The organism is Actinophytocola sp. (genome assembly GCF_036002505.1).
In the GTDB taxonomy this organism is placed as follows: domain Bacteria; phylum Actinomycetota; class Actinomycetes; order Mycobacteriales; family Pseudonocardiaceae; genus DASYTH01.
The window spans coordinates 32,422-57,586 of record NZ_DASYTH010000474.1 but is presented as its reverse complement, the minus strand read 5'-3'; the positions used below and the strand labels follow the sequence as shown (position 1 = coordinate 57,586).

Below are 25,165 nucleotides of genomic sequence, written 5' to 3'. Positions count from 1 at the left end.
GAAGTAGAGAATGTCCCGGCTACTCGCCCGGCTTGGCGTCGTGGCAACCGTCTCGGGTGGACTCATGCTGGGCGCGGGCTTCATCGCCGGCGCGCACGTGACAGTGCACTCTTCCGATGCGGTGCAGGGCGGGCACGCGGAGATCGCCTTCCAGGTGCCCACCGAGAGCGACACCGCCTCCACGGTGAAGCTCCAGGTCGCGTTCCCCACCGACACGCCGATCGCCTCGGTGTCCGTGCTGCCCCACCCGGGGTGGACGTACAAAGTCACCAAGGCCCCCGTGGCCGCTCCGGTTCCGGACGGCCACGGTGGGCAGGTGACCCAGGCGGTCAGCCAGATCGAGTGGAGCGCGGCGAGCCCTGACACGGCCGTCAAACCGGGCGAGTACGAGGTGTTCCGGGTGTCGGCCGGTCCATTGCCCAAGGCCGACCGGGCCGTCTTCAAGGTCCTCCAGACCTACAGTGACGGCCAGGTCGTCCGGTGGATCGACGAACCGGCGGTCGAGGGCGCACCCGAGCCGGAGCATCCGGCTGCGGTGCTCGCCCTCACCCCCGCCGGCTCCACGGCCGACAGCGAACACGCCGGACACCTCGCAACGGCCGCCGCGACCACGACGACGGGCGGCGGCACGCCACCCGTCGCGTGGTGGGCCCTCGCGGCCACCGCGGCCGCCGTACTGGCCGCCCTCTGGGCGGTGCTGATAGCGGTCCGCACCGCCCGGCGCAGAGGGGGTGATGAAGCGGCGGCGTAGCCGTCACACGCGGTGAAGGGTCCCTCCAGGGCGCTGAACGTCCTGAAGGGACCCTTCATGGTGATACCGTCCCCTCCATGGATTTCAAGCTCGAGCTGGTGATCGTGCCGGTGTCCGACGTGGACCGGGCCAAGGAGTTCTACGCGGAGAAGGCCGGCTTCACCGTCGACCACGACCACACGGTCAGCGAGAACCTGCGCTTCGTCCAGCTGACCCCGCCCGGCTCGCCGTGCTCGATCGCCATCGGCAAGGGCGTCATCGATTCCGAGCCGGGCACGGCCGCCGGCATGCAGCTCGTGGTCGACGACATCGACGCCGCCCGCGCCGAGCTCGCCGGCCGCGGCGTGGACGTCAGCGACGTCACCCGCGGCCCCGGTGGCGCGTTCGTGTTCTTCACCGATCCAGACGGCAACCGCTGGTCAGTGCAGGACACCTCCGGCTGATAATGTCCACTGGGGACAAAAGAGAGGCCGGGCCGGCCCCGACAGGGTCCCGAATCCCGGCAAAGTTGCCGCGAGCGCGGCAGGCTAGATATCCGTCACTTGACCGATGTCTCGACATGACCCTAGGTCAAGGGTGGCCTAGTGACTTCTCCCGACTGGCATGACGAGTTAGAGCTCATGGCCGAGCTGTCGAGCGTCAACAACCACATCGCTCGGTTCGTGCTCCTGCTCCTCGACGCGGATGCCGGCCGACGGGAGCAAGTCAGCGTGGCCGACGAGGCCCACCTGGCCGGACGCCTCGTAACCCTAGGCCGCGCACTGCAGGACCGGGCGAAGCGTCGTGGCCCGACACACCACAGCGACGCCGGTCCGGTAATCGAGGTCCCAGGCCCGCATCTGCGACGGCAGATCGAGCCCGGCCGAACAATGATCGCGGCCGGTGGCAAACCATGACCACTCGCAGGCACACGAAACCCACGGTTTGCCACTGGGACCTCGAGCCAGCCAGAAAAATTGGATTTCCCGCCAATTCGTTAGCCGTTGCTGGATATGCTGCCGTTGTGGTACATGTCTGGGTCGGCGCTGGCGACAGTAGTGCTAAGCACTCCAAACGTCACCAGCATCGATACCATGACAGCTACGATTGCCCTTGTAATACGCATTTTGGCCTCCCCGACATAGGCCCGATAAATGACAGTGAAAGAGAGGTTAGCGCACCCCTAAAACCTGGTGGCGGGAAGTTGGTATAGAGATCAGCTAACATACTCTTTCCACCAAAACGATCCCATGACGGATTTAAAAAGTCAATAACGAGTCAATACTCAGAGTTAAGAAAAGGTGTACAGATAGTAACGATTCCGTCACGGCGACAGCACCAACCAGGTCCGGCTGTCGCTCGGATGGACGTTGTCCATTTTCAGGTGACGTCGTACTGTCGAAGGATGCCGGGTGCGACCACCCTTGTCGGCAGGGACGTCGAGCTCGCCCAGCTCACCGGATGGGTCGACGACCTCGTGGACGGCACCGGTCGGGCCGCGTTGATCGAGGGTGAACCCGGTATCGGCAAGTCCTCACTTGTGCGGGCAGCTGCGGCGGTTGCCGAACGGCGCGGCTGCCAGGTTTTCCGCGCAGCGTGCGACGAACTAGGGCAGGCGCTGCCACTTCAGCCGTTGCTGGATGCCTTGCGGGCACGGGAATCCGCGGGAGAGCCCCGGCTGGCCACCATCCTGCGGCTACTCCAGGACGAGCTCGGAAGCAGCGCCGACGCCATCGTGGCGGCTTCTGAGCAGATGCTCACGCTGGTAGCCGAACTGTGTTCCACGATGTCGACCCTGCTGATCATCGATGACTTGCAGTGGGCCGATCCAGCAACCCTCAGCGTGTGGGAATGGCTTGTCCGCTCGGCCGAGCGCGCGCCGTTGCTGTTAATCGGCACGACGCGTCCGGTACCCCAGCGCGACGAGCTGCTCGCGGTGCATCGTGCGGTTGGGGCGGAGGGCACGATCACGCTCGGTCCGCTCCCAGCAGCATCCGTTGCCAAGTTGATCAGTGGGATAGTTGGCGCCAAGCCCGGTGCGGACCTGCTGGAGCTGGCGGATGGTGCGGCGGGAAACCCGCTGTACGCAAGTGAGTTGATAGCAGGCCTAGCTCGCGCGAAGCGCATCAGCGTCGACACTGCAGGGGTCGTCAAGGTGGCCGGCGGACCCGTTCCGGAGTCGCTGGTCGCCGCCATCGCACAACGGCTGGACTTCTTGTCACGGGAGATGCGTGCGGGACTCCAAGCTGCGGCCTTGCTAGGCGTGGAGTTCTTGGTGTCCGATCTGGCCATAGTGCTCGGCCAGCGCGTGACCGAACTGGTTCCCGTGATCGACGAGGCTCTCGCCGCAGGGGTACTCGAGGAGGCTGGGGAGCGCTTGTCCTTCCGGCATCCCTTGATCCGTGATGCGCTCTATGACGATATTCCGGCCGCAGTCCGTCCGGCCTGGCATCTGGATGCTGCCAAGGCATTGGCTGAGGCTGGCGTGCCGATCACCCGCGTCGCTCGGCAGCTGTTGCGTGCGGTCGAATCTCCAGGCGCTGGCCCGCTGGACGACACCCTACTGAACTGGCTGGTCGACGCGGCGCCGACACTCGTCGCGCGGGCCCCGCAGGCTGCGGTGCACCTACTGCGGCAGGCGACTCGCCGGCTGGCCGCGACTACGAGGCGGGGTGCGATTCTTGCCGGCCGGTTGGCAGATGCGTTGCACCGCAGCGGAAACAGCGTCGGCGCGGAGCGAGTCATCACCCGGGCTATGTCGGTGATCGGCGAGCCTGACCTACTCATCGATCTTCACTCGACGCTAACGCAGTGCCGAAGAATGATGGGCAAGTCTGATGAGTCCCTCGAAGCACTGTCTCAGGCGCTTGCCGTGCCAGCGATTTCGGCGCAGCAACGAGCCCGATTGCTCGTGCTGACTGCACGGGCACATTGGGATCTTGGTGAAGTCGGCGTCGCCGGCCAAGTTGCCACAGAGGCCTTGCGCACGGCCGAAGAGGCCGACGACCGATGGGCCATCGGCTGGTCCCTGCACGTGCTGACCATCGTGTTGGGGACGCGTGGGGACATCGCCGGTGCGCTTCCTCTGTTTGATCGTGCCTTGTCCGTCGTTGGAGACAACCCGGGTCTCACCGATCTCGGCTTACTGCTGCGCATCAACCAGACGGTTGCTCTCGGGGACACCGACCGCTACGCAGAGGCGATTGCGGCGGCCGAACGAGTCTGCCAGCTTGCTGATGAGGCGGGCAGCCTGGTTCGGCTGGCGCAGGCGCAAACTGCATTAGGCGAACTGCTATTCGAGGTCGGCCGTTGGGATGATGCGCTGACCGAGGTGGACATCCTTCCGGACGAGTTCAAAGATCCGAGTGCGACTTGCTGCGACCGAGGCATCGCTGCCGCCATTGCCTTCCACCGCGGCGATCCGGCAACCGCCCGGCAGTTGCTGACCATCGCCGAGCCCAGCGCGGAGCGGATTGGCAATCGAGTTGTGTTCTCGTTGGCACTGGCTCGTAGCCTCGACCACGAAGTCTCCGGCGCCCCCGACGCCGCACTTGCCGTGCTCACCGAAGGTGCTGCCAATCAAGTAGAAGAGCTGGGGGAGATGGAGGATCTGCTCCCCGAAGCTGCACGTTTGGCGGTAATCACGGGGAAGACCGACATCGCCACAGACATCGCCGACCAAGTGGACAGGCTTGCCGCTCGGTCTCAGGTACCGCACCGCCTCGCCGCAGCAGGATACTGCCGTGGGCTGTTGAACGACGACCCCTCCTTACTACTGCAAGCGGCCGAAAGCTACAACGAGGCCGGACGGCCGCTGCTGCGCGCCCGAGCTTGTGAGGCCGCCGCCATTGGGTTCGCCAGCCGCGGTGACCACAACTCCGCACGAGATGCGTTCACGCGTGCCCACGATACTTACGACGGGCTCGGCGCGAGCTGGGACCTGGGGCACTTGCGTGCACAGCTTCGGCAGCACGGAATCCGTCGGGGTCCGCGGGCAAAACACCGGCGGGCCACGACGGGTTGGGGTGCCCTCACGCCGACCGAGATGAGGATCGCCGAGATGGTGGCCGAGGGGTTGCCGAATCGGCAGATTGCGGAGCAGTTGGTGCTGTCGCCGCGGACGGTCGGCACGCATGTGTCGCACATACTGGCCAAACTTGGGGTTCGCTCTCGGATCGAGATTGCCCGCGAGGCCGCAGTGCGGTGAAAGCGTCCTTCCTCACGCTGGAGGTGAGGAAGGACGCTTTCATCGCCCTCCTCAGGCCGCGGGTTTGAGGCCGTAGGCGCGGATCACGGTTTGGTCGAGGGCGTTGCCGGTGGTGTCGGTTGCCTTGACGCGCAGGGAAACGGCGCCGGTGGTGTTGGCTAGTTTGGGGTGTTGGACGGTGGCCTGGTAGGACCCGTTGCCGAGGGCGACCAGGTCGATTTTGCGCCATGTGCCGCCGTCGTTGAAGGAGACCCAGGCTTGGACGGTCTTGATCTCCCCGGACGTGCCGGCCACGTGGCCGGGGGTGAGCCGGAACGTGTAGGCCGACTGGTCGGGCGCACGGTTCAGGTCGTCCAGCGCGAGGTCGAAGTCGACCTGCACCAGCGAGGGTAGCTCGGTCTCCTCGGCGGCCGGGCGGCTGGACTTGAAGGTCCAGGTGGTGTTGGTCTCGGTGGAGTACGTCGACCATGGTGTGGCCCGTTTTCCGCTCAATGTCAACCGGTAGGTGGCCGGGGACGCCGAGGCCGGGAAGGAGCCGACCGGGAAGGACGGGATCTCCTGGAGCAGCTGGCTGTTGATGAACAGCTTGGAGCTGTACACGTCGGTCCCGCCGCCCCAGCCGAAGTGGCCGCCGGAGTCGGAGTGCGGGAACAGGCCCATGATGAACTGGTCACCGGTCCGGGACACCGCCGGTCCCCAGAGCGGGGACGGACCGGGTCGGGACACCCGGCCGAACCAGGTCTCGGAGAGCAGCGCCCGCGGTGAGTAGGCGGTGTAGGCGTGGTCGAACTCGCCGTCGAACGGTGCGTTGGACCAGGCTACGTGCAGCCACTCGGTGTCGTTGGCGGACACGAAGTAGGTGCGCGCCAGCGGGCGGGGCACGTCCCGCACGAACCCGACGGAGAAGGTCGGCCACGGCCGGGAGATGTGTCGCACGTCGTCGCCGAGCACGGGCACGTCGGCGGTGTACGACGTCAGGATCTGCGCGGTGTTGCGCTTGTCGATGGTGTAAGTCAGCGAGTCGGGTACCCGTTGCTTCTCGGGGAGGAGCAGGTCGTAGAAGTACGGGCTGATCCGCGTCCCGGAGATCTCGACGTTGACCGGTCCTTGTTTGAGCAGGTCGGTGAGCATGGTGCCGGCGGCCTGCTCGATGGTGAGGCCGTGGATGGTCACCTCACCGGGATTGCCCGCGCCGGCGAGCAGAACCCCGGGCCGGTTGTTGAAGATGATCGCCGCGAACGCGCCGGCCGCGGTGGCGTTGGCGATCTTGGTGGCGAAGGTGAGCTCGCCGCGGGAGATCAGCGCGATCTTGCCGCGCACGTCCCGGCCTACGTAGTCCTCCGGCTTGCCGAGTCCGACGTAGACCAGCGGCAGGTTGTGCTTGCCGTCCACCGGCACGGCGTTGGACATCGGCTGCGGGTCGAGCTGGATCTTGTCCGGCTTGGTCACCCGGGCCAGCAGCGGCGGCGCCACCAGGTCCCACTTGCTGTAGAACTCGAAGTTCCCCTTGGTCACGGTGGACGTCGGCGAGGCGTAGCCGCGGGCGATCGGCGGGCTCAGCGTGAACGAGCTGTGGAAATTCAGCTCGTCCCCGTCATCCCGGTGGTAGGACAGCGTGAACGTGGTGGGCGCCACCGGTTTCGCGGTGTCCAGCAGCACCTGCTTCGCCGTCCGCGCGTCCAGCGTGATCGCCCGGTCGCCGGTCACCTCCAGCTGCGGGTCGGCCACGGTCGCCACCTCGAGCGCGAACGTGTTCGCCGCGTCCGCGGTGGCCAGGTAGCCGGCCAGGTTGTACGTCCCGGGCCGCACCCGGAAGGTGACCTTGTTGCTGTCCTGGGAGTAGAACTTCTGCAGGAACTGCCCGTCCCGCAGGCTCCACAGCTCCGCCCAGCTGATCACCGCGGCCGGCCGGCCGTCCCGGGCGATGCCGGTCACCTCGACGTTGTACATCTCCGGCTCGACGAGCGCGCCGATCGTCGTGTGCACAACGACGTCACCCGACGAAGCCACCAGATGACCGCCGAACTGGTCCAGCCGCCCCGCGGTCGGGTTGACCGTCACGGTGACGTCGGACTTCCCGCCCGCCGGCACGGTCACGCCGGGCTGGCTCACCGAGAACATCCCGTCCGGCGCCGGCCCACTGTCCTTTCCGGACACATCGAGCGACAGCGCGAGCGTCACGTCGGCCGCGGTGTCGTTGGTGTAGGTGACGGTCTTCGTCACCGGCTGCTGCCCGGTGTGCGGGAACGCGAAGTAGCCGAGGTTCAGCGTGCCGGGGCTGGCGTACACCTGCTGGCTGTACCCCCGGGCCACGTCCAGCCGCCCGCCGCCCTGCTCGTACACGGTCTGCTCGGGCTGCGTCTTCGACGTCGAGATCAGGGTGTCCTTGAGCTGTATGTTGCTGTAGCCGGGGAAACGCTGCGCCAGGATCGCCGCGGCGCCGGCCACGTGCGGGGTGGCCATCGAGGTTCCGGACAGCTGCTGGTAGTTGCCGTCCACGATCGGGCCGAGGTTGGTGCCCGCCGCCCGGGCTGCCACGATGTCCACGCCCGGCGCGGAGATGTCCGGCTTCACGCCGAAGTCGCCCAACCTGGGGCCACGGCTGGAGAACCCGGCCAGCCCGTCCTTCTTGTCCACCGCCCCGACGGTGAGCGCCTCGTCCGCCCAGCCGGGACTGGCGATCGTGGACTCGCCGCTGCCCAGGTTCCCGGCCGCGACCACGATCAGCATGCCGGAGGACTTGCTGATGGAATCCACGGCCTGGGTCAGCGGGTCGTCGCCGTTCGGCGCGGGGGAGTTGGTGCCCAGGCTCATGTTCGCCACGTCGGCGCCCTGCTCCGCGGCCCACTCCAGGCCCGCGATGATCTGGTCGAACGAGCCGGAGCCGGCGGAGTTGAGCACCTTGGCGTTGATCAGGCTCGCGCCCGGCGCCACGCCCTTGCGCACGGTCGGCGCGCCGACGCCTTTGCCCGCCACAATGGACGCCACATGGGTGCCGTGTCCGAAGTGGTCGGTGGCGTCGGTGTCGTCGGAGAAGTTCTCCGCGGCCACCACCTTGTCGCCGTCCAGATCGGGATGCGTGGCGTCGATGCCGGTGTCCAGCACGGCCACCTTGACCCCGGTGCCGTCGAAGCCGGCCGCCCACGCCTGCGGCGCGCCCACCTGCGGCACGCTGTCCGCGAGCGTGACGTTCGCCCTGCGGTTGAGCCAGATCTTCCGAACCGACGCGGCCGCCGCGGTCACCTGACCGTCCGAATCGGACAGTGTGGCCCAGAACGAGCTGGCGCCGGCCTTGCTCTCCTGAACCGACTGGGCGTTGATGCTGTTCAGGGTGTGCCGCGCGGTGGTGCCCACCGGCGCGGCGAGGGCCCGCGCCTGCGCCCGGTCCGGCGCGTACTGCACGATCAGCGGCAGCGCGCCGCTACGTGCGTCGTCGTAGCCGTTCGCCACCAGCGCGGTGATGTTGAACAGCTCCTCGTCCAGCTTGCCGGTGGCGAGCAGCGCCATCGCATCGGACGGGATCACGTACAGCTGGTCGGAGACCTTGCGGCTGGCGTAGCTGACGTTCGTCCGGCCGGCGGCAGGCTTGAGGGTGGCGTTGGCGTCGCCGTTGGAGAGGGTGTGCAGCTCGACGACGTCGCCGGTGACCAGGGTGACGGTGTGCCGGGCCGTCACGGTGGGCTGCCGTGGGGTCTGGGTGGGCGCCGCGTGGGCCGGCGCCGTGAGGGTGAGGCTCGCCGCGGCGGCGAATCCGAGGGCCGCGACGAGGGATCTGCGCATGCCGGACGGTCGACTCATCTGCTCCTCCTTGCAGGGTCGCTCGCTCGAGTCAGCGGAGTTGAGGACGGAGATGAAAGATCGCAATCCGACCCTGACACGGGCGCGGCGTCTTCCGGAAGACGTCACGGCTTCCTTTTCACGACACTGACGTGAAAAGGACACACAAGCCGTGGGATCATCCGGCGCGTGCTGGGCGTACTCGGTCTCACCCGGGCGGAGCAGGATCTCTATGAGCAACTGGTCGGCTGCCCGCCGCTGACCGCCGGGGAGCTGGCCGAGCTCGTCGAGGAGGGCTCCGCCGAGCCACTTCTCGCCCGGCTGCGCGAGCTCGGCCTGGTCTCGGCACACGGCACCCGGTGGACGGCGACCCCGCCGAACGCCGCGCTGCAGGTGCTGCTCAGCGACCGGGCCCGGGCGCTGGCCCAGGCGCGCCGCTACGTGGCGGAGCTGACCGGCCGGTTCGGCCACGGCGACAGCGAGCTGCCGGCCATGGTCGAGGTGATCTACGGCCGGGAGGAGATCATCCGGCGGTTCCAGGAACTGCAGCTCGGCGCCCGGCGCCAGTTCCGCGCCTGCGACGCGCCGCCGTACCCGGCCAACGACGCGGCCGTGGTGAACACGATGGAGGTGGACCAGTTGCGCAGCGGGCTGCGGTTCCGCATCCTCTACGACCGCCGCGCGCTGGACATCCCGGGCCGGCTGGCCGACCTGGAGGCCGGAGTGGCGGCGGGGGAGCACGCCCGGGTGACCGACGTGCCGATCAAGATGACGATCTTCGATGACACCGCGGCGATCCTGCCCCTGCGCTCCCCACCGGACGTGGAGTCCCGGCTGGTGATCTACCACCCGGTGCTGCTCGACGCCCTGTCCGCGCTGTTCGAGATGTACTGGGACCGCGGGCTTCCGCTGCACGCCGCCCGCGGGGCTGACGAGCCGTCCGCGGCCGAGCGGCACCTGCTGGTGCTGCTGGTGGGCGGGCTGACCGACCAGGAGATCGCCGCCCAGCTCGGGATCAGCGACCGCACGGTGCGCAGCCGGGTGCGCACCATGATGGCCCGGCTCGACGCCGCCACCCGGTTCCAGGCCGGCTACCAGGCCGTGCTGCGTGGCTGGATCGCCGATGCCCAGCCGTGAGCCCGACGGCGTCCTCGGCCTCGGGCCCGCCGAGCTCGCCGCCTACGAGCTGCTGCTCGGCCGCCCGCCAGCATCCCTGGTCGAGCTCGATCCCGAGTGGACCCGCCCCGAGCCGCTCGCGGACCTCCTGGCAAAGTTGGAAGACCGCTCGCTGGTGACCTGCGTGCCCGGCGGGTCTGCGCCCCAGTACCGCGCGATCGCCCCCGCCGTGGCGTTCGACGCGCTCCTCGCCGAGTACGAGGAACGCCTCGACCACGCCCGCCGCCACACCGGCACGCTCGACGCCGCCTATCAAGCCCGCCCTACCACCCGCGACACCTCCACCGTGGTCGAGGTCGTCACCGGCCAGCGCGCCGTCCGCCAGCGCCTGCTGCAGATCAAACGCTCCGCCCGCGGCCACGTCGCGATCCTGACCAAACCCCCGCACGCCGCCGACCCCGACTCCGACCGCGGCCCGCTCGCCCGCGGCGTCACCTGCCGCGCCATCTACGACCGCGCCGCCATCGAACATCCCGGCGCACTGTCCACAGTGGAACAACTGATCCACCACGGCCAGCAGGCCCGCGTCCTCCCCGACCTCCCCGCCAACCTCTACCTCGCCGACGACAAAATCGCGGCCCTACCCCTGCAACGCCACCAACCCGCCACCGACGCCATCATCCTGATCCACCCCTCCGCCCTCCTCGACGCGCTCACCAAACTCTTCGAAACCCTCTGGCACCGCGCTCTCCCGCTGCACCCGCCACCCACCACCTCCGACCCCGAACCCCAACGCCTCATCACCCTGCTGCTCTCCGGCCTCACCGACGAGGCCATCGCCCACCAACTGGGCCTCTCCCACCGCACCGTCCAACGCCGCGTCGCCAAACTCATGGCCGACCTCGGCGCCCACACCAGATTCCAGGCGGGTGTGCAGGCCGCGCTGTACCGGATGCGCCAGGGCTAGGGCGTGTTCGAAGTGCCGCGTTGGGGTACCGGGGTTCGGCGGTTGGGGGTGAAGTGGCCGATCACACCCCGGCACCTGCCAGGGCTAGGGCGCGCGCACCACGCGGAGGAAGCCGGGGAGGAGCCAGGGGCGGGGGCCGCTGATGCGGAGTTTGCCGGAGAGGACGGCGCGGGCTTTGGAGATGCGGTGGAAAAGCATCAGCATGAAGGTTTCGGGGTCGAAGGTCATGCGGATGTCGGGGCGGGAGTCGGGCTCTTCGGCGGAGAGCACCCCGTTCTGGAGGACCATCGTGACCGGAACGGTGTGTGGGGAGCGGAACTCGACGGCGACGCGGCGGGCACGGGGCGGCGCGTCGCTGTCGAGGAAGACGCCGGAGCCGTAGCGGGCCAGGCCGATGATGAACAGGTCGAACACCAGGGCGGCGTCGGGTGCGGAGATCGTCCAGGGCGTCCCGATCGGCAGGGCGATGTCGCGGCCGTGGATGAGGAGCTCGTTGGTCATGTGGGCGATGGCGCCGGCGAGCGGAACTTTGGCGCCGCCGAGCCAGGAGATCGGCATGGCCGGGTCGAGATCGGCGCTGGCGTTCAGCATGTGCTCGAGGTCGGCGCGGATCCGGTCGACGACCGCGCGCGGCTCCCGTTCGGTGTAGGAGTCGAGCTCGTCGTCGTTGAGCGAGGCGAGGTTGTCGACCGTGGTGGCCGAGATCAGGCCGGCGACCTGGGCCGGGTCACCCGGCGGGATCAGGTACCGGTACAGCCGCGCGGTGGTCGCGACGTGCGCGGCGGTGTCGGCGATCGACCAGTGCGCGGTGGCCTTGACGTGCGGGTCGGGGACGGACAGCACCAGCTCGGCGAACCGGTCGAGGGCATCCCGGAACGACGCGCGCACCGCCAGCCATCGCTCCTCCGGAACAGACGTCAGCACGCATCCCAGCATGGGTGCTGACGCCCGCCGAGGCTTATCGCGGCTTGCTCACTCGGGATCACCCGGGTATCGCCCTGTTCCGGACCGTCCCGGCGCCACGAGCACGACCTGCTTGCCGACCGTCCGGTTGTGCTCGAGGTCATCGTGCGCCCGCCGGATCTCGTCGAACGGGTACACCGTGGGTGCGCCGAGGTCGAACGTGCCGTCCGCGATCCGGTCCAGATAGCGCTGCAACACATCGCCCGGCAGGTCCCCGCTCTCCCCGCCGTACGCGGTCAGCCGCACCGCCTTGGGCAGGTACCCGATCGGGTAGAAGTCCGGCACGATCCACTCGTTGGAAAGCATTCCGGTGAAGCACACCGTCCCACGCACCCGGGTCGCCGCCAGCGTGTCCGGCAACGTCGGCGTCCCCACCAGCTCCAGCGCCGCATGCACTCCTTCCGGCACGATCTCCCGCACCCGCCCGGCCACCCGGCCGTCATCGACCAGCACGTGATCCGCCCCACGCTCGGTCAGCAAACTGGCCCGCTCCGCCCGCCGCGTCGTCGACAGCACCGCAGCCCCGAGATCCTTGGCCACCGACGTGGCCGCGATCCCGGTCGCCGACGTGCCGCCCCGCACCAGCAACGTCTCCCCGGCCTTCAGGTCCAGCGCGGTGACCAGCGACCCGTACGCCGTCTGCAGCGTTTCCGGCACCGCGCCCAGCACCTCCCAAGGCAGCTCCGACCGGAACGGGATCACGCCGACCGCGGCACCACCGTGAACTCCGCATAGCCGCCGTCGAACACGCGCCCCATCCCGCCCATCATCGCCGCCACCTGCTGCCCGGGCAGTAGCTCGGAACCCGGCGCCGCGTCGACGGTCCCCACGCACTCGATCCCCGGCACCCGCGGAAACGTCACCCCCTCCGCCAACCCCAACCGGGTGTGCAGCTCAGACCGGTTCAACCCAAACGCCCGCACCCGGATTCGCACCCACCCCGGCTCCGGCTCGGGCACCGGCAAGTCGACAATCTCCAAGTTCTCCACCGGCCCGGGCCGGCTCAACCTCACCGCGCGCATGAGGCGAACCATAGTCCACATGCGACAGCGTGAGCCGTGGTCATCCGCACTCGACGCACGAGGTGTGGGAAACCCGCCCAGCACGACGTATGGTCATCTTGGAAGAACGTTCGGATGCCAGGTGAGGGGGTACGTTGAACGACTCGGACTTCGAGCCGGAAAGCGACCTAGTCGATCTGACCGGCCTGCCACTCGAGGAGCTTCCGTCGTTGGGCGACGCGCCGCTGGCGCACTCCATCAGAAGGGTTCTGAAAGAAAGCAGCGAGGCCAGTTCGACAGTGGTTTCCGGTCATGATTCGAGCATCTGACCGACATCCTGTACCGATCGCCGAGTACGTGCTGAAGGTTGCCAGCCGGTGCAACCTGGCCTGCGACTACTGCTACATCTACACGATGGCCGACCAGAGTTGGCGCTTCCGACCCGTGCTCATCACGCCGGAAACCGTGCTCGCCGCCGCCCGTCGGATCGCCGAACATGCCGTCACGCACCGGCAGTCGATGGTCAAAGTAGTGCTCCACGGCGGGGAACCGCTGCTCGCCGGCCCGGAGCTGCTCGATCATGTGGCAGCGACCATTCGCGGGAAATTGCCGCCCACCACAACTCTGGATCTGCGGGTCCAGACCAATGGCGTGTTGCTTGATGAGCGGTTCCTGAAATTGTTCGAAAGCCACGAAATTCGGGTCGGTGTCAGCCTCGACGGCACCCGCGCGCAGCACGACCGGCATCGCGTCGGGGCCGCCGGTCGGAGCAGTCACCGCGACGCCGTCCGCGCCCTCCGGTTGCTGAACCGGCCCGAGCATCGCGACCGCTACGCCGGTCTACTGTGCGTCATCGACATCGAGCATGACCCCCTCGACACCTACGCGGCGCTGCTGGAGTTCACCCCACCGGTCGTGGATTTCCTGCTGCCGCACGGAAACTGGTCCGCGCCGCCGCCCGGGCGAGTACCGGACGACCCGCGCACCCCGTACGCCGACTGGCTGATCGCCGTGTTCGATCGCTGGTACGCCGCACCTGTCCAGGAAACTGCGGTCCGCCTGTTCCAGGAGACCATCAACCTGCTGCTCGGCGGTCGCAGCCGCACCGAGCAGGTCGGCACCGGCCCGGTCGCCTACCTGGTGATCGACACCGACGGGACCTACCAGCAGGACGACTCGCTGAAGTCCGTGCGCCCCGGCGGGCCGGAGACCGGCATGACCGTGTTCGACCACACCGTCGATGACGTCCTGGCTCACCCGGCCGTCCGCTCCCGCCAACTCGGCGTCACCGCCCTCGCCGAAGAGTGCCGACGCTGCGCCCTGGTCCGCGTCTGCGGTGCTGGCGACTATCCGCACCGCTTCCGCGCCGGTGGCGGCTTCGACAATCCGTCCGTCTACTGCCCCGACCTGCAGCGCCTCATCCGCCATGTGGCCACCCGGGTCCGCGCCGACCTGAGCACCGGGGCCGCCCGTTGACCACCCACACCCTGCCGCCGGGTCTTCTCGAGTCCATCAGCGGCCCCGGCAGCGCCGCGGAGATCGACATCCTGTGGTCGGGTCAGTACAGCCGCCGCCTGGTCCAACTCCGCACCATCCTCGACCTGGTCTCCGACCTGGCCCCCGACGCTGGCAAACGCGCTCACCTCCAGGACAACTTCGCCGCCCTGGCCACCGTTCAGCGGCACGCTCCGGACGTGGTCGCGGCCCTGCTCAGTGGGCCCCAAGCCGGCGCCTGGGCGGCGCGCTGCCTACGCCTGCTTGCCGGTGCTCGCTCGGCCGCTCCGCTGTGGTTTCACCTCGCCCACCTCGGCTCCATCGCCACTGCCGCCGGCATCCGGTCGGCAACAGGGATCGAAGCCCACGTCCCCCTTCGTTCCGGCATCCTCTGCCTACCCACCCTGGGCCAGGCCCTCACCGACCAGACCGCCCCCTGGATCCTTGCCACCTGCACCCCGTCCACGCCCTTCGTGGTCAACGGTTCCTCACCGCGCGAATGGCACCCCCTCCGTCTACTTGAGACAACGGCGTTCTCCATCCCGCTTGACGACACCGACCCGTACTGGACCTGCTTCAACCTCCCGCTCGCTCGCCTCACCGGTTCCGGACTGCACCGATGGCGCCATCAGCTCACCGACGCGGTGCAGATTCTGGCCGAGCGACACCCGGATTGGCTGACCACGGTCGCAGCCGCGGTTCGCTGCCTGGTACCGGTCGAAGCAAGCAGCCGGATCGGTGGAGTGAGCGCCAGCTCCCGCGATGCTCCCGGTGCGGTGGCACTCACCGAGCCGCTCGGCCCGGATCGACTCGCCAGCACGCTGATCCACGAGGTCCAGCATTACCGCCTCAATGCCGTACATGATCTGGTGCCGCTGTTCCGGGCAACGAAAGGCGAACTGCTGTACTCCCCGTGGCGAAACGACCCTAGGAGCCGGGCGGGACTCCTGCACGGAACGGCCGCCTTTCTCGGTGTGGCCGAGTTCTGGCATCGAGAATGGCCCATCGCTGGCTCCGGCGCCGCGTTGACCTACGCCAGAATGATCCGCCAGCTGCGCGCCGGACACCGATCTCTCAGCCACGGCCCCGACCTGACACCAGCCGGTACGACCTTGGTCGACGCGCTGCACGCAGCAATTGACCGGCTGCCGGAGACCGACCTTCCTTCCGGCATCCGCCGAATCGCCGATGACCTGGTCGCCCACCACCGGGCACTCTGGCGACTGCACAATGTGGTACCCGATTCGGTCGACGTCGCGAGGCTGGCCGACGAGTGGCAGCACCGAATGCCGATCACCGTACTGGCCGAGCCGGACGATCGGGCCACCACCACAGCCGCACCGGGCGGAGACAGCCCGCTGTTCCGGCTCGCCCTGGCCTGGGCGGAGGGCCCCGACGACGTGCAGGCGTACGCGACCGACCTGAAGGCATTCTCGGCCCGCCACCCGGGCGCGGACGCCGCAGACCTCCCGCTGCTCGCGGGCGACTATCCGGCAGCCCAGACCATTCGGCTGGGCCAGGCCGGCGGTGGCGCCGTGGACGCGGGGACCTGGGCGTCACTGTCCGTTGCGCACGGCAGAGTGTGCGCCGACCCACCACGTTCGCTGCTGGTCACCCGGCCTGAACTGGTTCGGGCAGCCTGGACCCGGCTGTCGTCGGAGACAAGCCACGACAGCAGCCGCGACCTGCTGGCGGAGCTGATCTCCCGCTACATTGCCGGAACCTCGACATCGGACTCGATGCGGCGGTAGACCCCGGCGTTCATCGTCTCCGGATGATCGGTACCGAGCTGCACACCCAACTGGTCGAGGGTGTCCCTGCGCAGCCTGTTGGCATCAACCAGGTTGCCTTCCTTCTCGAGGTCGAAGGCGAGGTTGATCGCGCAGCCCAAGGTGATGGGGTGATGCTCGCCGCGGACCACCCGCGAGCGGGCGAGGGTCTGCTCGCCGAGCACCCTGGCCTCCTCCACCCGGCCTTCCGCGGCCAGACTGTTGGCCTTCGTGTTGGTGGCGCACAAGGTGTACGGGTGATCCTCACCGAGCAAGGCGAGCAGCTTGGCCAGGGCCTCGTCGTTGAGGGCGTCCGCCTCGGGTTTCCGGTCGAGGAGCCGCAACGCGATGGCGACGTTGATCTGGCAACCCAGGGTGAAGGCGTGCTCCTCACCGAGCACGTCGCGGTACCAGGTGAGCGCCTCCTGGCCGATCTTGAGCGCCGCGGCCAGGTCACCGGTCACCCGGTGGGCGTTGCTCAAGGTCATCATGGCCGACAGCGTGTGTTCGTGGTGGCGGCCGAACTTGCTCCGGCAAGCGTCATAGAGCTCCACCGACTGCTGCAGTGCCTCGTTGTTGTGCCCGGCCTTTCGCAGCAGGATTGCCAGATTGCGTTTGGCCAGCAGCAGGTCGGCGTGGTTGGCGGGTAGTTTCTGTTCGTGGATGGGTATCTTCTCGCGGGCGAGCGCCAGCCCGCGCTGGAAATTTCCCAGCGCGTAGAGGTCTCGGATCAGGCAAACGTAGGAGAACAGCGTTCGGGTATGGTCTTCTCCATAGATCTCCCGCCGCAAGCCGACGTTCTCGTCGTCGAGCTCGAATGCCTTGCGGAAATCCCCGAGAATGCGGTAGTTCAGGGCCAGGTTACTGAGCGCCCGGAGCGTATCCGGATCCCGTTCCCCGAGGACAGCGCGATGCCGGTCCAGGTTGTGCAGGTCGAGCTCGAGCGCCTCATGGAACCTTCCGGCCACGCGCAGGTTCGCCGCGAGGTCCTGGCGCGTGAGCAGGGTGTGCTCGTGGTCCGCGCCCAAGGAACTGGTCAACCGGTCCAGCGTGTCCTGATTGAGTTCGCGGGCATCCTTGTACTTGCCGAGCACGCGCATGGAGTTGGCCACGTGCCGCGCTGCGAGCAGGGTGTATTCGTCATCAGGCCCGCAACTGGCCCGCCACGAGTCGACCGTGGCCTGGCCGAGGTCGACGCTGGTGGTGTAATCGCCGATGGCGAAGTGATAGCGGATCTGATCCAGTACGACCTGCCGAACACCGCGCTCCAATGACAGGATCATGCCGGCAGGTACCACGTGCGGAGCGATCTGGGCATGCCGGGGCCACGTTGCCGGCTCGTCGGGCGTTCCCGAGTTGGCGGCGGCCAGCATGGCGTGGGCGGTCTGCTGGACCGCGGCCCGCTCGTCGGTGGGAATGCTGTCTCGCAGCACGGCACGGATCAGGCTGTGTACCCGGATGAAGTCGCGACCGGGATCGAGTTGCACCAGAGCATAGCGCCCTAGCTCACGTATCGCGCGGCGCATCAGGATGTCGTCCTGCAGCTCGCTGTTCGGCTGCGCACTGCGCCCCCGGATCAGCAGTGGGATCGCGATCGGCTGCGAGCTGATGAAGGCACACAACTGCAGCAGGTACGCCGCAGCCGGGGAACTCGCCTTGACGCTGTCGTAGGCGAGTTCGAGCGCGGCGGCCACCGTGCGCGGGTAGTTGGCCGGCATGCCCTCGTCCAGGATGATCCGCGGGCTGCTTTCGAGCGCACGCAGATAGTCGGCCAGCGGCATCCCCGTCTGCTCGTGCACCGAAACCGCCTGCTCGAGCGCGAGGGGCAGGTGCCCCAGTTCCTCGGCCAGGGTCAGCGCCCATTCCTCGGTCAGGCCCGACCATCGTTTCTGGAGCAGCGCGACGCTCTCCTGGGGAGTGAAGACGTCGATCTCGATGGCGGTGGGCACCCCGGACCAGCTTCGGCTGCGTGAGGTCACAAGCACCTGCCCGGGACCGTTCGGCAGGTACCGCTGCACCGCTGACGGTTCGGGGGCGTTGTCGTAGATCAGCAGCCAGTTCCGGTGGGGAATGCCCACCCGCAGGGCGTCGAGCACCCGGTCGACGTTCTCGTCGACGTCCGTGCTTTCGGCCAGCCCGAGCCGCCGGGCGAGCGAGGTCAGCGAACGCCGGATCGATGGCTCGTCGTCCGCCTGCACCCACCAGACCAGCTCGTAGTCGAACTGGTTCCGGTAAGCGAACTCCACCGCGGTCTGACTCTTGCCGATGCCCCCCAGGCCGTGCAGCGGTTGCGGAACGAGGGCGGACTGAGTGTGCTGCGCCAGCGTGTCACGGAGTTGCTGGAGAAGGTCCTCGCGCCCGGTGAAGTTGCTGTTCCGAGGCGGCACCCCACCCCACACGTCGGGCGGGACGGGTTGGGTGCGTACGGACTGGTCGCTCTTCACGTCTGGCGACTTCACGTCGCCTCCAGCGCTGTCATCGTCATCAAGACCTTCTCTGTGCTCGCCGATCGGCTGCTCCGGCGTGGTGGGCTGAGCTGGTTGGAGCGATCGGCACAGCGTGCGTACACGCTTGGTCAGGCCGGACCGAAGTGCCAAGTCATCGATCAGGCGGTGCAGTTCCACGACCGCGTAGCGGTCCTCGAGGTCGTGGGTGATGACCTCGAGATAGCTCAGCAGCGGGAACGGGTCGGCTTGGGTACGAAGCCGTTCGTAGACGTCAACCGCCGTGCCGGGATCTTCCGGCGCGAGCGATCGGTACGACCTGAACGCATGATGCCGGATCGCGATCTTGGCCGTCTCCCGGGGGACGCTGTCCAGGTTCGCCCGTACCAACTGGTCGAGCTCGTCGTCGATGACCGAGGGAAACAACTCCTGCACGAGCGCGTCGAGCCGACGCCATTGCGCTGATTCCTCGCCGACGAACCTCAGGACGGTCACCAGTTCGGCAACCACGCCGAGCTCAATGCAGGTGTCGACAATTGTCCAGTTGTCGTGACCGGCCGGTCCCTCGTCGAATGCCGCGCCGTATTCTTCGCGCAACTGCTCGATTACACGCTGGCGCCGGTTCGGATCGGCCATTACCGCATTGACCGCATCCATCAGCCGTGATTTGTCCTTGATGGACAGTCCGCGCCGGGGAGCCGTTGACGGCTCCCGACGGCTCGCTTCGCTCGTCAACGTTCTCACCTCGCTCAACGGCGGCGCAGCCTACCCGACGCAGTGGGCGGGTCGCTCATCAGCTCGAAGGCGTTACCTGCCGCCCGAGCAGTCCCCCTGTCATTCGAATCGACAGCGCCTGAACCTCACGCGAGCCTCGGTGGAGGATGGGTGAGGCACAGCCGCCCACTTGGGTGAACCGAGGCACAAGTATCCCGCATCGGTGCCGCCTTGATGGCTGTTCGCGTAGGTCGGAATCGTTCCGACACCAACCCGTGGAACCGCCCCCCGCCGCTCAGCGGCCCAGGGTGGATGGCCATGCGGAGGGAAGCTCACGGCCATCCGGGCGACATCGGTGTCGACGGCAGGGTGGCCAGTTCTCCGTCTCCGTGCGGCTGGCGGTACTGGTCCCAGCCTGGTGGCCGCGATGGTTTGGGTTCAGCACGCTCTCCCCAATCGAAACCCACGCCTGATTTCTCACGTTATTGCTCAAGAACGCGCCGGGCTCCGATACGATCGTGAAACACCGACATTCGGAGTGGTGAGCCGCAATCACCTACTTGGGTGAACCGAGGCAGAAGTATCCCGCGTAGGTGGTGCCCTTGACCGTGGTTCGCATGGGTTGGAACCGATCCGACACCAAACCGCGGAACCCGCTGACCACGACGTCCTGGTATAGCTGCCGCGAGACGATCAAGACCAGGTCGCAGTCGGGGTTGCCGGCCAGCGCCGCCCTGGCCGGTCTGGAGTCCAGCAGCCGGCAGGTAACCACCAGCGCCGGGCCGACCGGGCCGAACAGCCCGCCGGCCAGCGGTCCGTGATGGATGGCCATGCGCAGCCGCAGCTTCGGGTGTGCCCGGGTATCGGCCCGCAGCCGGCGCAACGCCCGCACGAGGTGATCTGTGAAGTTGGCGACGACCAACGCGACATCCGTGTCGGCCGGCAGCACCGCCAGTTCCCCGTCGCCGGTCGGCTGGCGGTACCAGCCCTCTCGGGCGAGGCCGGCCGCCGCGGCGGCCCGAGTCAGTGCCCGGGCGAGCAGCATTTGGGCCGCTCGCTGGTCGCGGGCGGTGAGCTTGCTGAACCGCTCGATGTCGACGGCCACGACATGCCCGTACCGCAGCTCGCCGCTTTCCACGAACGCCCCGTCGATGCCCATGGTGTCAATTGTTATCCAGCCATGAACCAAGCGGATCAACTATGGACTGTACCGGACATTAGTTGACGTAACTTCTTGTCAGGCGTTGTTGGGACATGATTGACCTGACACAATCTGACAACGTCTGACGTGCCGCGGGATCAGGGGCGTGACGAATGGCGCAGGGTGTCCCGAGACCGGCTGACCTGCCGCCCGGTCCAACCCGTGATCTGGTGCTGGCACTGCACGACCTCTACCGGGCCGCCGGCATGCCGAGCATGCGCATGATCAGTACGGCGATTCGGCAGCGAAACGATCTGCCGGACACGGTGAGCCACGAGACCGTCGGGCAGATGCTCCGCGGTGAGGCGGTGCCGGGGTGGATCAAGCTCGAATGCGTCGTCCGTCAACTCGCTGCGCTCGCGATTCATCGCCCGGACGTCGAATCCGAGGTCAAACGATTCCACGAACTCTGGTTGCCCGCCTTTTCCGGCACGCCGGGTGCTCCGTCCCCGGCCGTGGCTGCCCCGCCGCACGCTTTGGTCGAACCTCCGGCGCCGGCCGCGGACCTCGTCGGCGACGTGCCGGCGCGCAATATCCGTTTCGTCGGCCGGGAGCACCTGATCCAGACGGTTCACGAGATTCTGCGAACGGGCGCGCAAGTGGTCACCCTCAACGGGATCGGTGGGGTGGGGAAAACCCAGCTCGCGATCGAGTACCTCCACCGGTTTCAGGACCAGTACGAGTTCGTCTGGTGGATCCCGGCCGAGCATCCGTCGCAACTGCGCGCCTCACTGGCCGAGTTGGGAACCCGGTTGCACCTACCTCGCAGCGAGGCCATGCAGCACCCGCCGGCGCAGGTCCTGGACGCGCTGGCCCGTGGCGAGCGGCGGTTTCTCCTGGTGTTCGACAACGCGGGGAGGCCGAGCCGGCTGCCGCCGCTGACCACCCTCGGGCCCGGCCGCGTCCTGATCACGTCGCGCGACCCGGACTGGACCTACCACGGCTCACATCTGGAGGTCGGCGTATTCCGGCGCGAGGAAAGCGTTCGGCTGTTGCGGGACCGTGCCCACCTCGGTGCCGCCGACGCGGAGCTGGTCGCCGAGAAGTTAGGCGATCTGCCGCTGGCGGTGGATCAGGTCGCGCTGCATCTGGCCACCGGTGTCCCGGTCGGTGCCTTTCTTGACGATCTCGACCAGCAGCTGCAGGCTGTTCTGTCCGACCCGCGCGGCAAGGCGAGGAGCTACCCGGCGACCGTGCCGGGATTTCTCAACGTCGCGTTCACCCAACTCGCGGACAGCGCCCCGGCCGCGGCTCAGCTCCTGGAGCTGTTCGCTTGGGTGGGTGCCGAGCCCTTGTCGCTGGCCCTGCTGCGCAGCGGCCGCCAGGGCACGGTGACGTCGCCGCTGCGCGAGGTGGTGCGACACGCTCCGACCTTGAACTCGGCGGTGAAGGACCTACGCCGGCACGGTCTGGTCGCGGTGATCGACGGGGATCCGGTTCGTATCCAGGTCCATCGCGTCTTCCAGCGGGTCCTGAAAGACTGGCTCGGCGAGATACGGCTGGCCCGAGGCCGCGCGAACATCCAGGCGATTCTCGCCGCCGCGAATCCTGGTGAGCCGGACGACTCCCGGTTCTGGGGTCACTATGCCGAGGTGAGCCCGCATGTCATCGCCGCGGATCTGGCCACCGCCACGGAGTTCGAGGTCCGCCGGGTCGCGCTCGACCAGGTTCGGTACCTGTTCCGGATCGGTCACTACCAGGAGAGCAGGGCACTCGGGGAAAGGTTGGTCTCCGCGAGCCCGAGTGGCGGGTCGTCCGACGCCGATCACCATTTCTACGTTCTGGTGCGGCACCACCTGGGCAATGTACTGCGGATGCTGGGAGACTACGCGGCCGCGAAGCAGGTGACCCTGGATGCGCTCGAGTACCTGGACAGTCATCCCGAGTTCGGGCCGCAGCAAGAGTACATTGCCGACCTGGAAAAGAACCGGGCCGCCGATCTGAGAATCTCCGGCGAGTACGGCCGGGCGCTGACCGTTGACAAGGCCAGCCTTCGGCGACTACGAAACGACGATGATGACGAGGACCGTATTCGGACGATCCACAGCAACATCGCGGTGAGCTACCGGCTGCTTGGTCGATTCGACGAGGCATACGACATAGACAAGGAAATCGTCCGGTGGCGAACGGCCATCCGCGGTGCGCAAGATCCACGCACCCTGTTCGCCAGGAGCAATCTCGCTCGCGACCTGTTCGGGCTGGGCCGATACGCCGATGCACGGAACGAGGTCCGGGCAGTCCTACCCGCTTACCGGACCGTGGTCGGCGAGAACCATCACGGCGTGCTGCTGGCGGTCCGGACCGAGGTGATGGCATTGCGGAAGCTGGGCGATGCGTGGGACGCGGCCCAGCTTGCCGAGCAGAACCGCGAAGATCTCAACACCTGGTTCGGAGCGCGGCACGAGCATACGTTGGCGGCCGGGATCTCACTGGTTAATGCGCGGCTGGCGGTACGGGACCTGGGGACGGCGGCGGTGGAGGCGCCAAAACTGTTTGGTGGATGCGCCGAGCTTTTCGGGGAGGAACATCCCATGACGCTTGCCGTTGCGGTCAACTGGGCTTCGGTTCTTCGTGCGCTGGGGGACGTGCATGGGGCGCAGCGGCAGGATAAGGAAGCGGCGGGGAAGTTGCGGCGTGTTCTTGGGGAAGAGCACCCGTATACGTTGTGTGCTGAGCACAACCTTGCCGTGGATCTGGCAATGCTAGGTCAGAATGACGAGGCGACGGTGGAGTTCAGATCTGTTCTCGGCAGGTCCATGCGGGTTCGGGGCGACAGCCATCCGGATACGTTGGCGTGTGCGGCAAACGTTTCAGGCGAGCGGAAACAATGGGTTGAGTGTGATATTGAACCGCCGCCGGCGTAGGTATGGCCGGTGTCAGGGGTCACCGCCGGTGCGCGAGGTGCGCCGGTCGTCGGTGCGGGTGGTGTCCTGGGCGAATTTGCCGGCCTGGTGAAGGGCTTCGCGGGCTTCGGGGAGGAAGGACCAGAAGACGTGGAAGTCGTGGGTGGGAACGGGGTAGAGCTCGATGCGGGCCTCGACGCCGTGGGCGCGGGCGCGGTCGACGAGCTGGTGGGCCTCCTCGAGGGTGGTGTCGCCGGTGGCGGCCTGGACGAGCAGGGGCGGCAGGCCGGTGAGGTCCGCGGTCAGGGGGCTGACCAGCGGGTCGTCGGCGGGGTGGCCGTTGAGGTAGAGCCCGGCGAAGTGGCGGCCCTGCTCGGGCGTCACCACGACCTGATCGGGTTTGGCCTTGCCGAGCAACTCGCAGGTGAGGTCGACCCACGGGCACAGCAGCAGCGCGCACCCCGGTTGCGGCAGGTCCTGCTGCTTCAGGCTGAGCAGCAGGGAGAGCACCAGCCCGCCGGCCGCGGAGTCGCCGGCCACGGCCAGCGTCGCCGGGTCGGTGCCGCCGTCGAGCAGCCAGACGTAGGCGCGCAGCACGTCCTCGAGCGCGGCCGGGAACGGGTGCTCGGGGGCGAGGCGGTACTCGGGCAGCAGGGTCGCGGCGGAGGCGGCGGCCGCGAGCGCGCCGGCCAGGTGCCGGTAGCCGAACGCGGAACCGGTGACATAGCCGCCGCCGTGCAGGTAGAGCAGCCCGAGCGGGCGTTCCGGCTGCGGTGTGAGCAGCAGCGACGGGACCCCGCCGGCGTTGACCGGGCGCACGTCCACGTCGTCGAGTTGCGGGAACTGGCCGTGCATGTCCTCGGTGGCGGTGCGCAGGTTCTGCAGGTCCTCATCGGCGGCGGCGAACTCGGCGAACGGCTCCCACATCCGGGCCATCCGGCCGGCCAGCTCGCCGCCCACCGAGCGGGTCGCCGAGATCGCCTCGTCCACGCCGCTGAGCAGTTTCCGGGTGCGGTCCAGCAGCGCCTCGCCGGCCAGCGTCAGCTCGACCCGGTGCGTTGACCGGCGCAGCAGTGCGCAGCCGACCAGCCGCTCCAGCGCGCGGATCTGCCGGCTCAGCGCCGGTTGGGACAGGTAGAGCCGGGCCGCGGCCCGCCCGAAGTTGAGCTCGTCGGCCACCGCCACGAACGCCCGCAGGTGCCGCAGCTCGATCGCGTCCGGCGCCTGCGGCAGTGCCAGCACCTTCCCCATCCCCTCGTCCATGCCGCCGATTCTGGCCCAACCCGGTGCGCCGCGGTCATGCCGGCCGCGCACCACGGCCATACGCACTCGGCCTTTCCCTTCGGCACGGACCGGGTGCGAGCGTCACCACCATGAGCATCCGGGTCGCCGACGTGCACCTCCGTGGCCGCACGGGCACCCTGCGCGGCCGCGTCCACCAACCGTCCACGCCGGACCGCGCGCTGCTGGTTCTGCTGGACGGCAACGTCGACGAGGTCGACCCGCTCTGCCGCGCGTTGTGCACGCGCGCCGGCCTCGTCGTGCTCGCCGCGCCGGTCACCGGCCTCGACGACGCCACCGCCGTCGTGGAGTGGGCGGCCGACCACGCCGCCGAGCTCGGCGCCGACCCGCACCGGCTGCTGCTGGCCGGCGTCGGTGCCGCGACCGCCCTGGCCGCCGAGGTCGCCCGGCAGGCCACCGCCACCGGCTGGCCCGTGCTCCGGCTGCTCGACGAACCACCGACGAGTCCAGAAAGGACAAGGCCATGACTGGGGACCGCGACCACCTGGTGACCGACGGACCGTTCGCGGAGAGCAAAGAGGTAGCCCTCGCCGGCTGGATCCGGCCCGGGACAAGCCGACTTGTCACGGGAACTACCCGCGACAAGTCCATCCTGTCGTGGGAACTTCCCGCGGCAAGTGCGGCATCACAAAATTGG

The 25,165-nt window shown here is 68.1% G+C and carries 18 protein-coding genes; 11 read left to right on the top strand and 7 right to left on the bottom strand.

What is annotated here, in order from left to right; all coding sequences use genetic code 11:
• The first annotated feature begins 10 nt into the window (after positions 1–10).
• The 4 genes from VGR06_RS41995 to VGR06_RS41980 all read left to right on the top strand — a co-directional run bounded on the left by VGR06_RS41995 (position 11) and on the right by VGR06_RS41980 (position 4,937).
• Positions 11–751 carry a YcnI family protein gene (locus VGR06_RS41995; protein ID WP_327564841.1) on the top strand — a complete coding sequence of 247 codons (741 nt, stop codon included), beginning with the start codon at positions 11–13 and terminating at the stop codon, positions 749–751.
• Positions 752–828: 77 nt separating this feature from the next.
• A complete protein-coding gene (locus tag VGR06_RS41990; RefSeq protein ID WP_327564840.1) occupies positions 829–1,194 on the top strand; it encodes a glyoxalase superfamily protein in 366 nt (121 codons plus the stop codon).
• Between the two features lie 141 nt (positions 1,195–1,335).
• Positions 1,336–1,647, top strand: a complete 312-nt coding sequence (locus VGR06_RS41985; RefSeq protein ID WP_327564839.1) for a hypothetical protein — start codon at positions 1,336–1,338, stop codon at positions 1,645–1,647.
• Positions 1,648–2,135: 488 nt separating this feature from the next.
• The gene (locus VGR06_RS41980; RefSeq protein ID WP_327564838.1) at positions 2,136–4,937 is read left to right on the top strand and encodes an ATP-binding protein; all 2,802 of its coding nucleotides are present in this window, start codon (positions 2,136–2,138) and stop codon (positions 4,935–4,937) included.
• A gap of 51 nt (positions 4,938–4,988) precedes the next feature.
• Here VGR06_RS41980 and VGR06_RS41975 read toward each other — a convergent pair whose 3' ends face one another.
• Positions 4,989–8,735, bottom strand: a complete 3,747-nt coding sequence (locus tag VGR06_RS41975) for a S8 family peptidase (protein ID WP_327564837.1) — start codon at positions 8,733–8,735, stop codon at positions 4,989–4,991.
• A 168-nt stretch (positions 8,736–8,903) separates the two neighbouring features.
• Between VGR06_RS41975 and VGR06_RS41970 the strand changes: the two genes are divergently transcribed.
• Positions 8,904–9,851, top strand: coding sequence for a LuxR C-terminal-related transcriptional regulator (locus VGR06_RS41970; RefSeq protein ID WP_327564836.1), 948 nt, complete (start codon positions 8,904–8,906; stop codon positions 9,849–9,851).
• Positions 9,838–10,797: a LuxR C-terminal-related transcriptional regulator gene (locus VGR06_RS41965; protein ID WP_327564835.1), complete on the top strand. Its 960-nt coding sequence runs from the start codon at positions 9,838–9,840 to the stop codon at positions 10,795–10,797. Before VGR06_RS41970 ends, VGR06_RS41965 begins: the two co-directional genes overlap by 14 nt.
• 84 nt (positions 10,798–10,881) lie before the next feature.
• On the opposite strand, the gene VGR06_RS41960 is transcribed toward VGR06_RS41965, so the two are convergent.
• From VGR06_RS41960 to VGR06_RS41950, 3 genes are read right to left on the bottom strand one after another with little or no spacing between them, the layout of a single operon-like run.
• The gene (locus VGR06_RS41960; RefSeq protein ID WP_327564834.1) at positions 10,882–11,721 is read right to left on the bottom strand and encodes a maleylpyruvate isomerase family mycothiol-dependent enzyme; all 840 of its coding nucleotides are present in this window, start codon (positions 11,719–11,721) and stop codon (positions 10,882–10,884) included.
• 48 nt (positions 11,722–11,769) lie between these two features.
• The gene (locus VGR06_RS41955) at positions 11,770–12,462 is read right to left on the bottom strand and encodes a zinc-binding dehydrogenase (RefSeq protein ID WP_327564833.1); all 693 of its coding nucleotides are present in this window, start codon (positions 12,460–12,462) and stop codon (positions 11,770–11,772) included.
• Positions 12,459–12,782: an alcohol dehydrogenase catalytic domain-containing protein gene (locus VGR06_RS41950; protein WP_327564832.1), complete on the bottom strand. Its 324-nt coding sequence runs from the start codon at positions 12,780–12,782 to the stop codon at positions 12,459–12,461. The genes VGR06_RS41955 and VGR06_RS41950 overlap by 4 nt, the downstream gene beginning before the upstream one ends.
• A 134-nt stretch (positions 12,783–12,916) precedes the next feature.
• On the opposite strand from VGR06_RS41950, the gene fxsA reads away from it, so the two are divergent.
• The 3 genes from fxsA to VGR06_RS41935 are packed head-to-tail and all read left to right on the top strand — an operon-like array spanning position 12,917 to position 16,006.
• Entirely contained in the window at positions 12,917–13,090 is a 174-nt protein-coding gene (gene fxsA / locus VGR06_RS41945) for an FxSxx-COOH cyclophane-containing RiPP peptide (RefSeq protein ID WP_327564831.1), read from the top strand.
• Between the two features lie 28 nt (positions 13,091–13,118).
• A complete protein-coding gene (locus tag VGR06_RS41940) occupies positions 13,119–14,237 on the top strand; it encodes an FxsB family cyclophane-forming radical SAM/SPASM peptide maturase (RefSeq protein WP_327564830.1) in 1,119 nt (372 codons plus the stop codon).
• The gene (locus VGR06_RS41935) at positions 14,234–16,006 is read left to right on the top strand and encodes an HEXXH motif domain-containing protein (protein WP_327564829.1); all 1,773 of its coding nucleotides are present in this window, start codon (positions 14,234–14,236) and stop codon (positions 16,004–16,006) included. The genes VGR06_RS41940 and VGR06_RS41935 overlap by 4 nt, the downstream gene beginning before the upstream one ends.
• Here the strand turns inward: VGR06_RS41935 and fxsT (VGR06_RS41930) are convergent.
• Together fxsT (VGR06_RS41930) and VGR06_RS41925 are read right to left on the bottom strand one after the other, a co-directional pair.
• On the bottom strand, positions 15,964–19,203 hold the full coding sequence (gene fxsT, locus VGR06_RS41930) for an FxSxx-COOH system tetratricopeptide repeat protein (protein ID WP_327564828.1): 3,240 nt from the start codon (positions 19,201–19,203) through the stop codon (positions 15,964–15,966). The genes VGR06_RS41935 and fxsT (VGR06_RS41930) overlap by 43 nt on opposite strands.
• 535 nt (positions 19,204–19,738) lie before the next feature.
• Complete coding sequence (locus tag VGR06_RS41925; protein WP_327564827.1) at positions 19,739–20,341, bottom strand: hypothetical protein; 603 nt, start codon at positions 20,339–20,341, stop codon at positions 19,739–19,741.
• 155 nt (positions 20,342–20,496) lie between these two features.
• On the opposite strand from VGR06_RS41925, the gene fxsT (VGR06_RS41920) reads away from it, so the two are divergent.
• Positions 20,497–23,247 (top strand): FxSxx-COOH system tetratricopeptide repeat protein, encoded by a 2,751-nt coding sequence (gene fxsT / locus VGR06_RS41920; RefSeq protein WP_327564826.1) that lies wholly within the window; start codon positions 20,497–20,499, stop codon positions 23,245–23,247.
• A gap of 12 nt (positions 23,248–23,259) precedes the next feature.
• On the opposite strand, the gene VGR06_RS41915 is transcribed toward fxsT (VGR06_RS41920), so the two are convergent.
• Positions 23,260–24,489 (bottom strand): alpha/beta hydrolase fold domain-containing protein, encoded by a 1,230-nt coding sequence (locus VGR06_RS41915; protein ID WP_327564825.1) that lies wholly within the window; start codon positions 24,487–24,489, stop codon positions 23,260–23,262.
• A gap of 110 nt (positions 24,490–24,599) precedes the next feature.
• Here VGR06_RS41915 and VGR06_RS41910 point away from each other — a divergent pair, with 110 nt between their 5' ends.
• Complete coding sequence (locus tag VGR06_RS41910) at positions 24,600–24,995, top strand: alpha/beta hydrolase (RefSeq protein ID WP_327564824.1); 396 nt, start codon at positions 24,600–24,602, stop codon at positions 24,993–24,995.
• Positions 24,996–25,165: the final 170 nt, after the last annotated feature.

What these genes read in the sequence shown, in the direction of transcription:
- VGR06_RS41995 (WP_327564841.1), top strand. Translation starts at nt 11, where the DNA reads ATGTCCCGGCTACTCGCCCGGCTTGGCGTCGTGGCAACCGTCTCGGGT.
- VGR06_RS41990 (WP_327564840.1), top strand. Translation starts at nt 829, where the DNA reads ATGGATTTCAAGCTCGAGCTGGTGATCGTGCCGGTGTCCGACGTGGAC.
- VGR06_RS41980 (WP_327564838.1), top strand. Translation starts at nt 2,136, where the DNA reads ATGCCGGGTGCGACCACCCTTGTCGGCAGGGACGTCGAGCTCGCCCAG.
- VGR06_RS41975 (WP_327564837.1), bottom strand. Translation starts at nt 8,735, where the DNA reads ATGAGTCGACCGTCCGGCATGCGCAGATCCCTCGTCGCGGCCCTCGGA.
- VGR06_RS41965 (WP_327564835.1), top strand. Translation starts at nt 9,838, where the DNA reads ATGCCCAGCCGTGAGCCCGACGGCGTCCTCGGCCTCGGGCCCGCCGAG.
- VGR06_RS41950 (WP_327564832.1), bottom strand. Translation starts at nt 12,782, where the DNA reads ATGCGCGCGGTGAGGTTGAGCCGGCCCGGGCCGGTGGAGAACTTGGAG.
- VGR06_RS41925 (WP_327564827.1), bottom strand. Translation starts at nt 20,341, where the DNA reads ATGGGCATCGACGGGGCGTTCGTGGAAAGCGGCGAGCTGCGGTACGGG.
- fxsT (WP_327564826.1), top strand. Translation starts at nt 20,497, where the DNA reads ATGGCGCAGGGTGTCCCGAGACCGGCTGACCTGCCGCCCGGTCCAACC.
- VGR06_RS41915 (WP_327564825.1), bottom strand. Translation starts at nt 24,489, where the DNA reads ATGGACGAGGGGATGGGGAAGGTGCTGGCACTGCCGCAGGCGCCGGAC.
- VGR06_RS41910 (WP_327564824.1), top strand. Translation starts at nt 24,600, where the DNA reads ATGAGCATCCGGGTCGCCGACGTGCACCTCCGTGGCCGCACGGGCACC.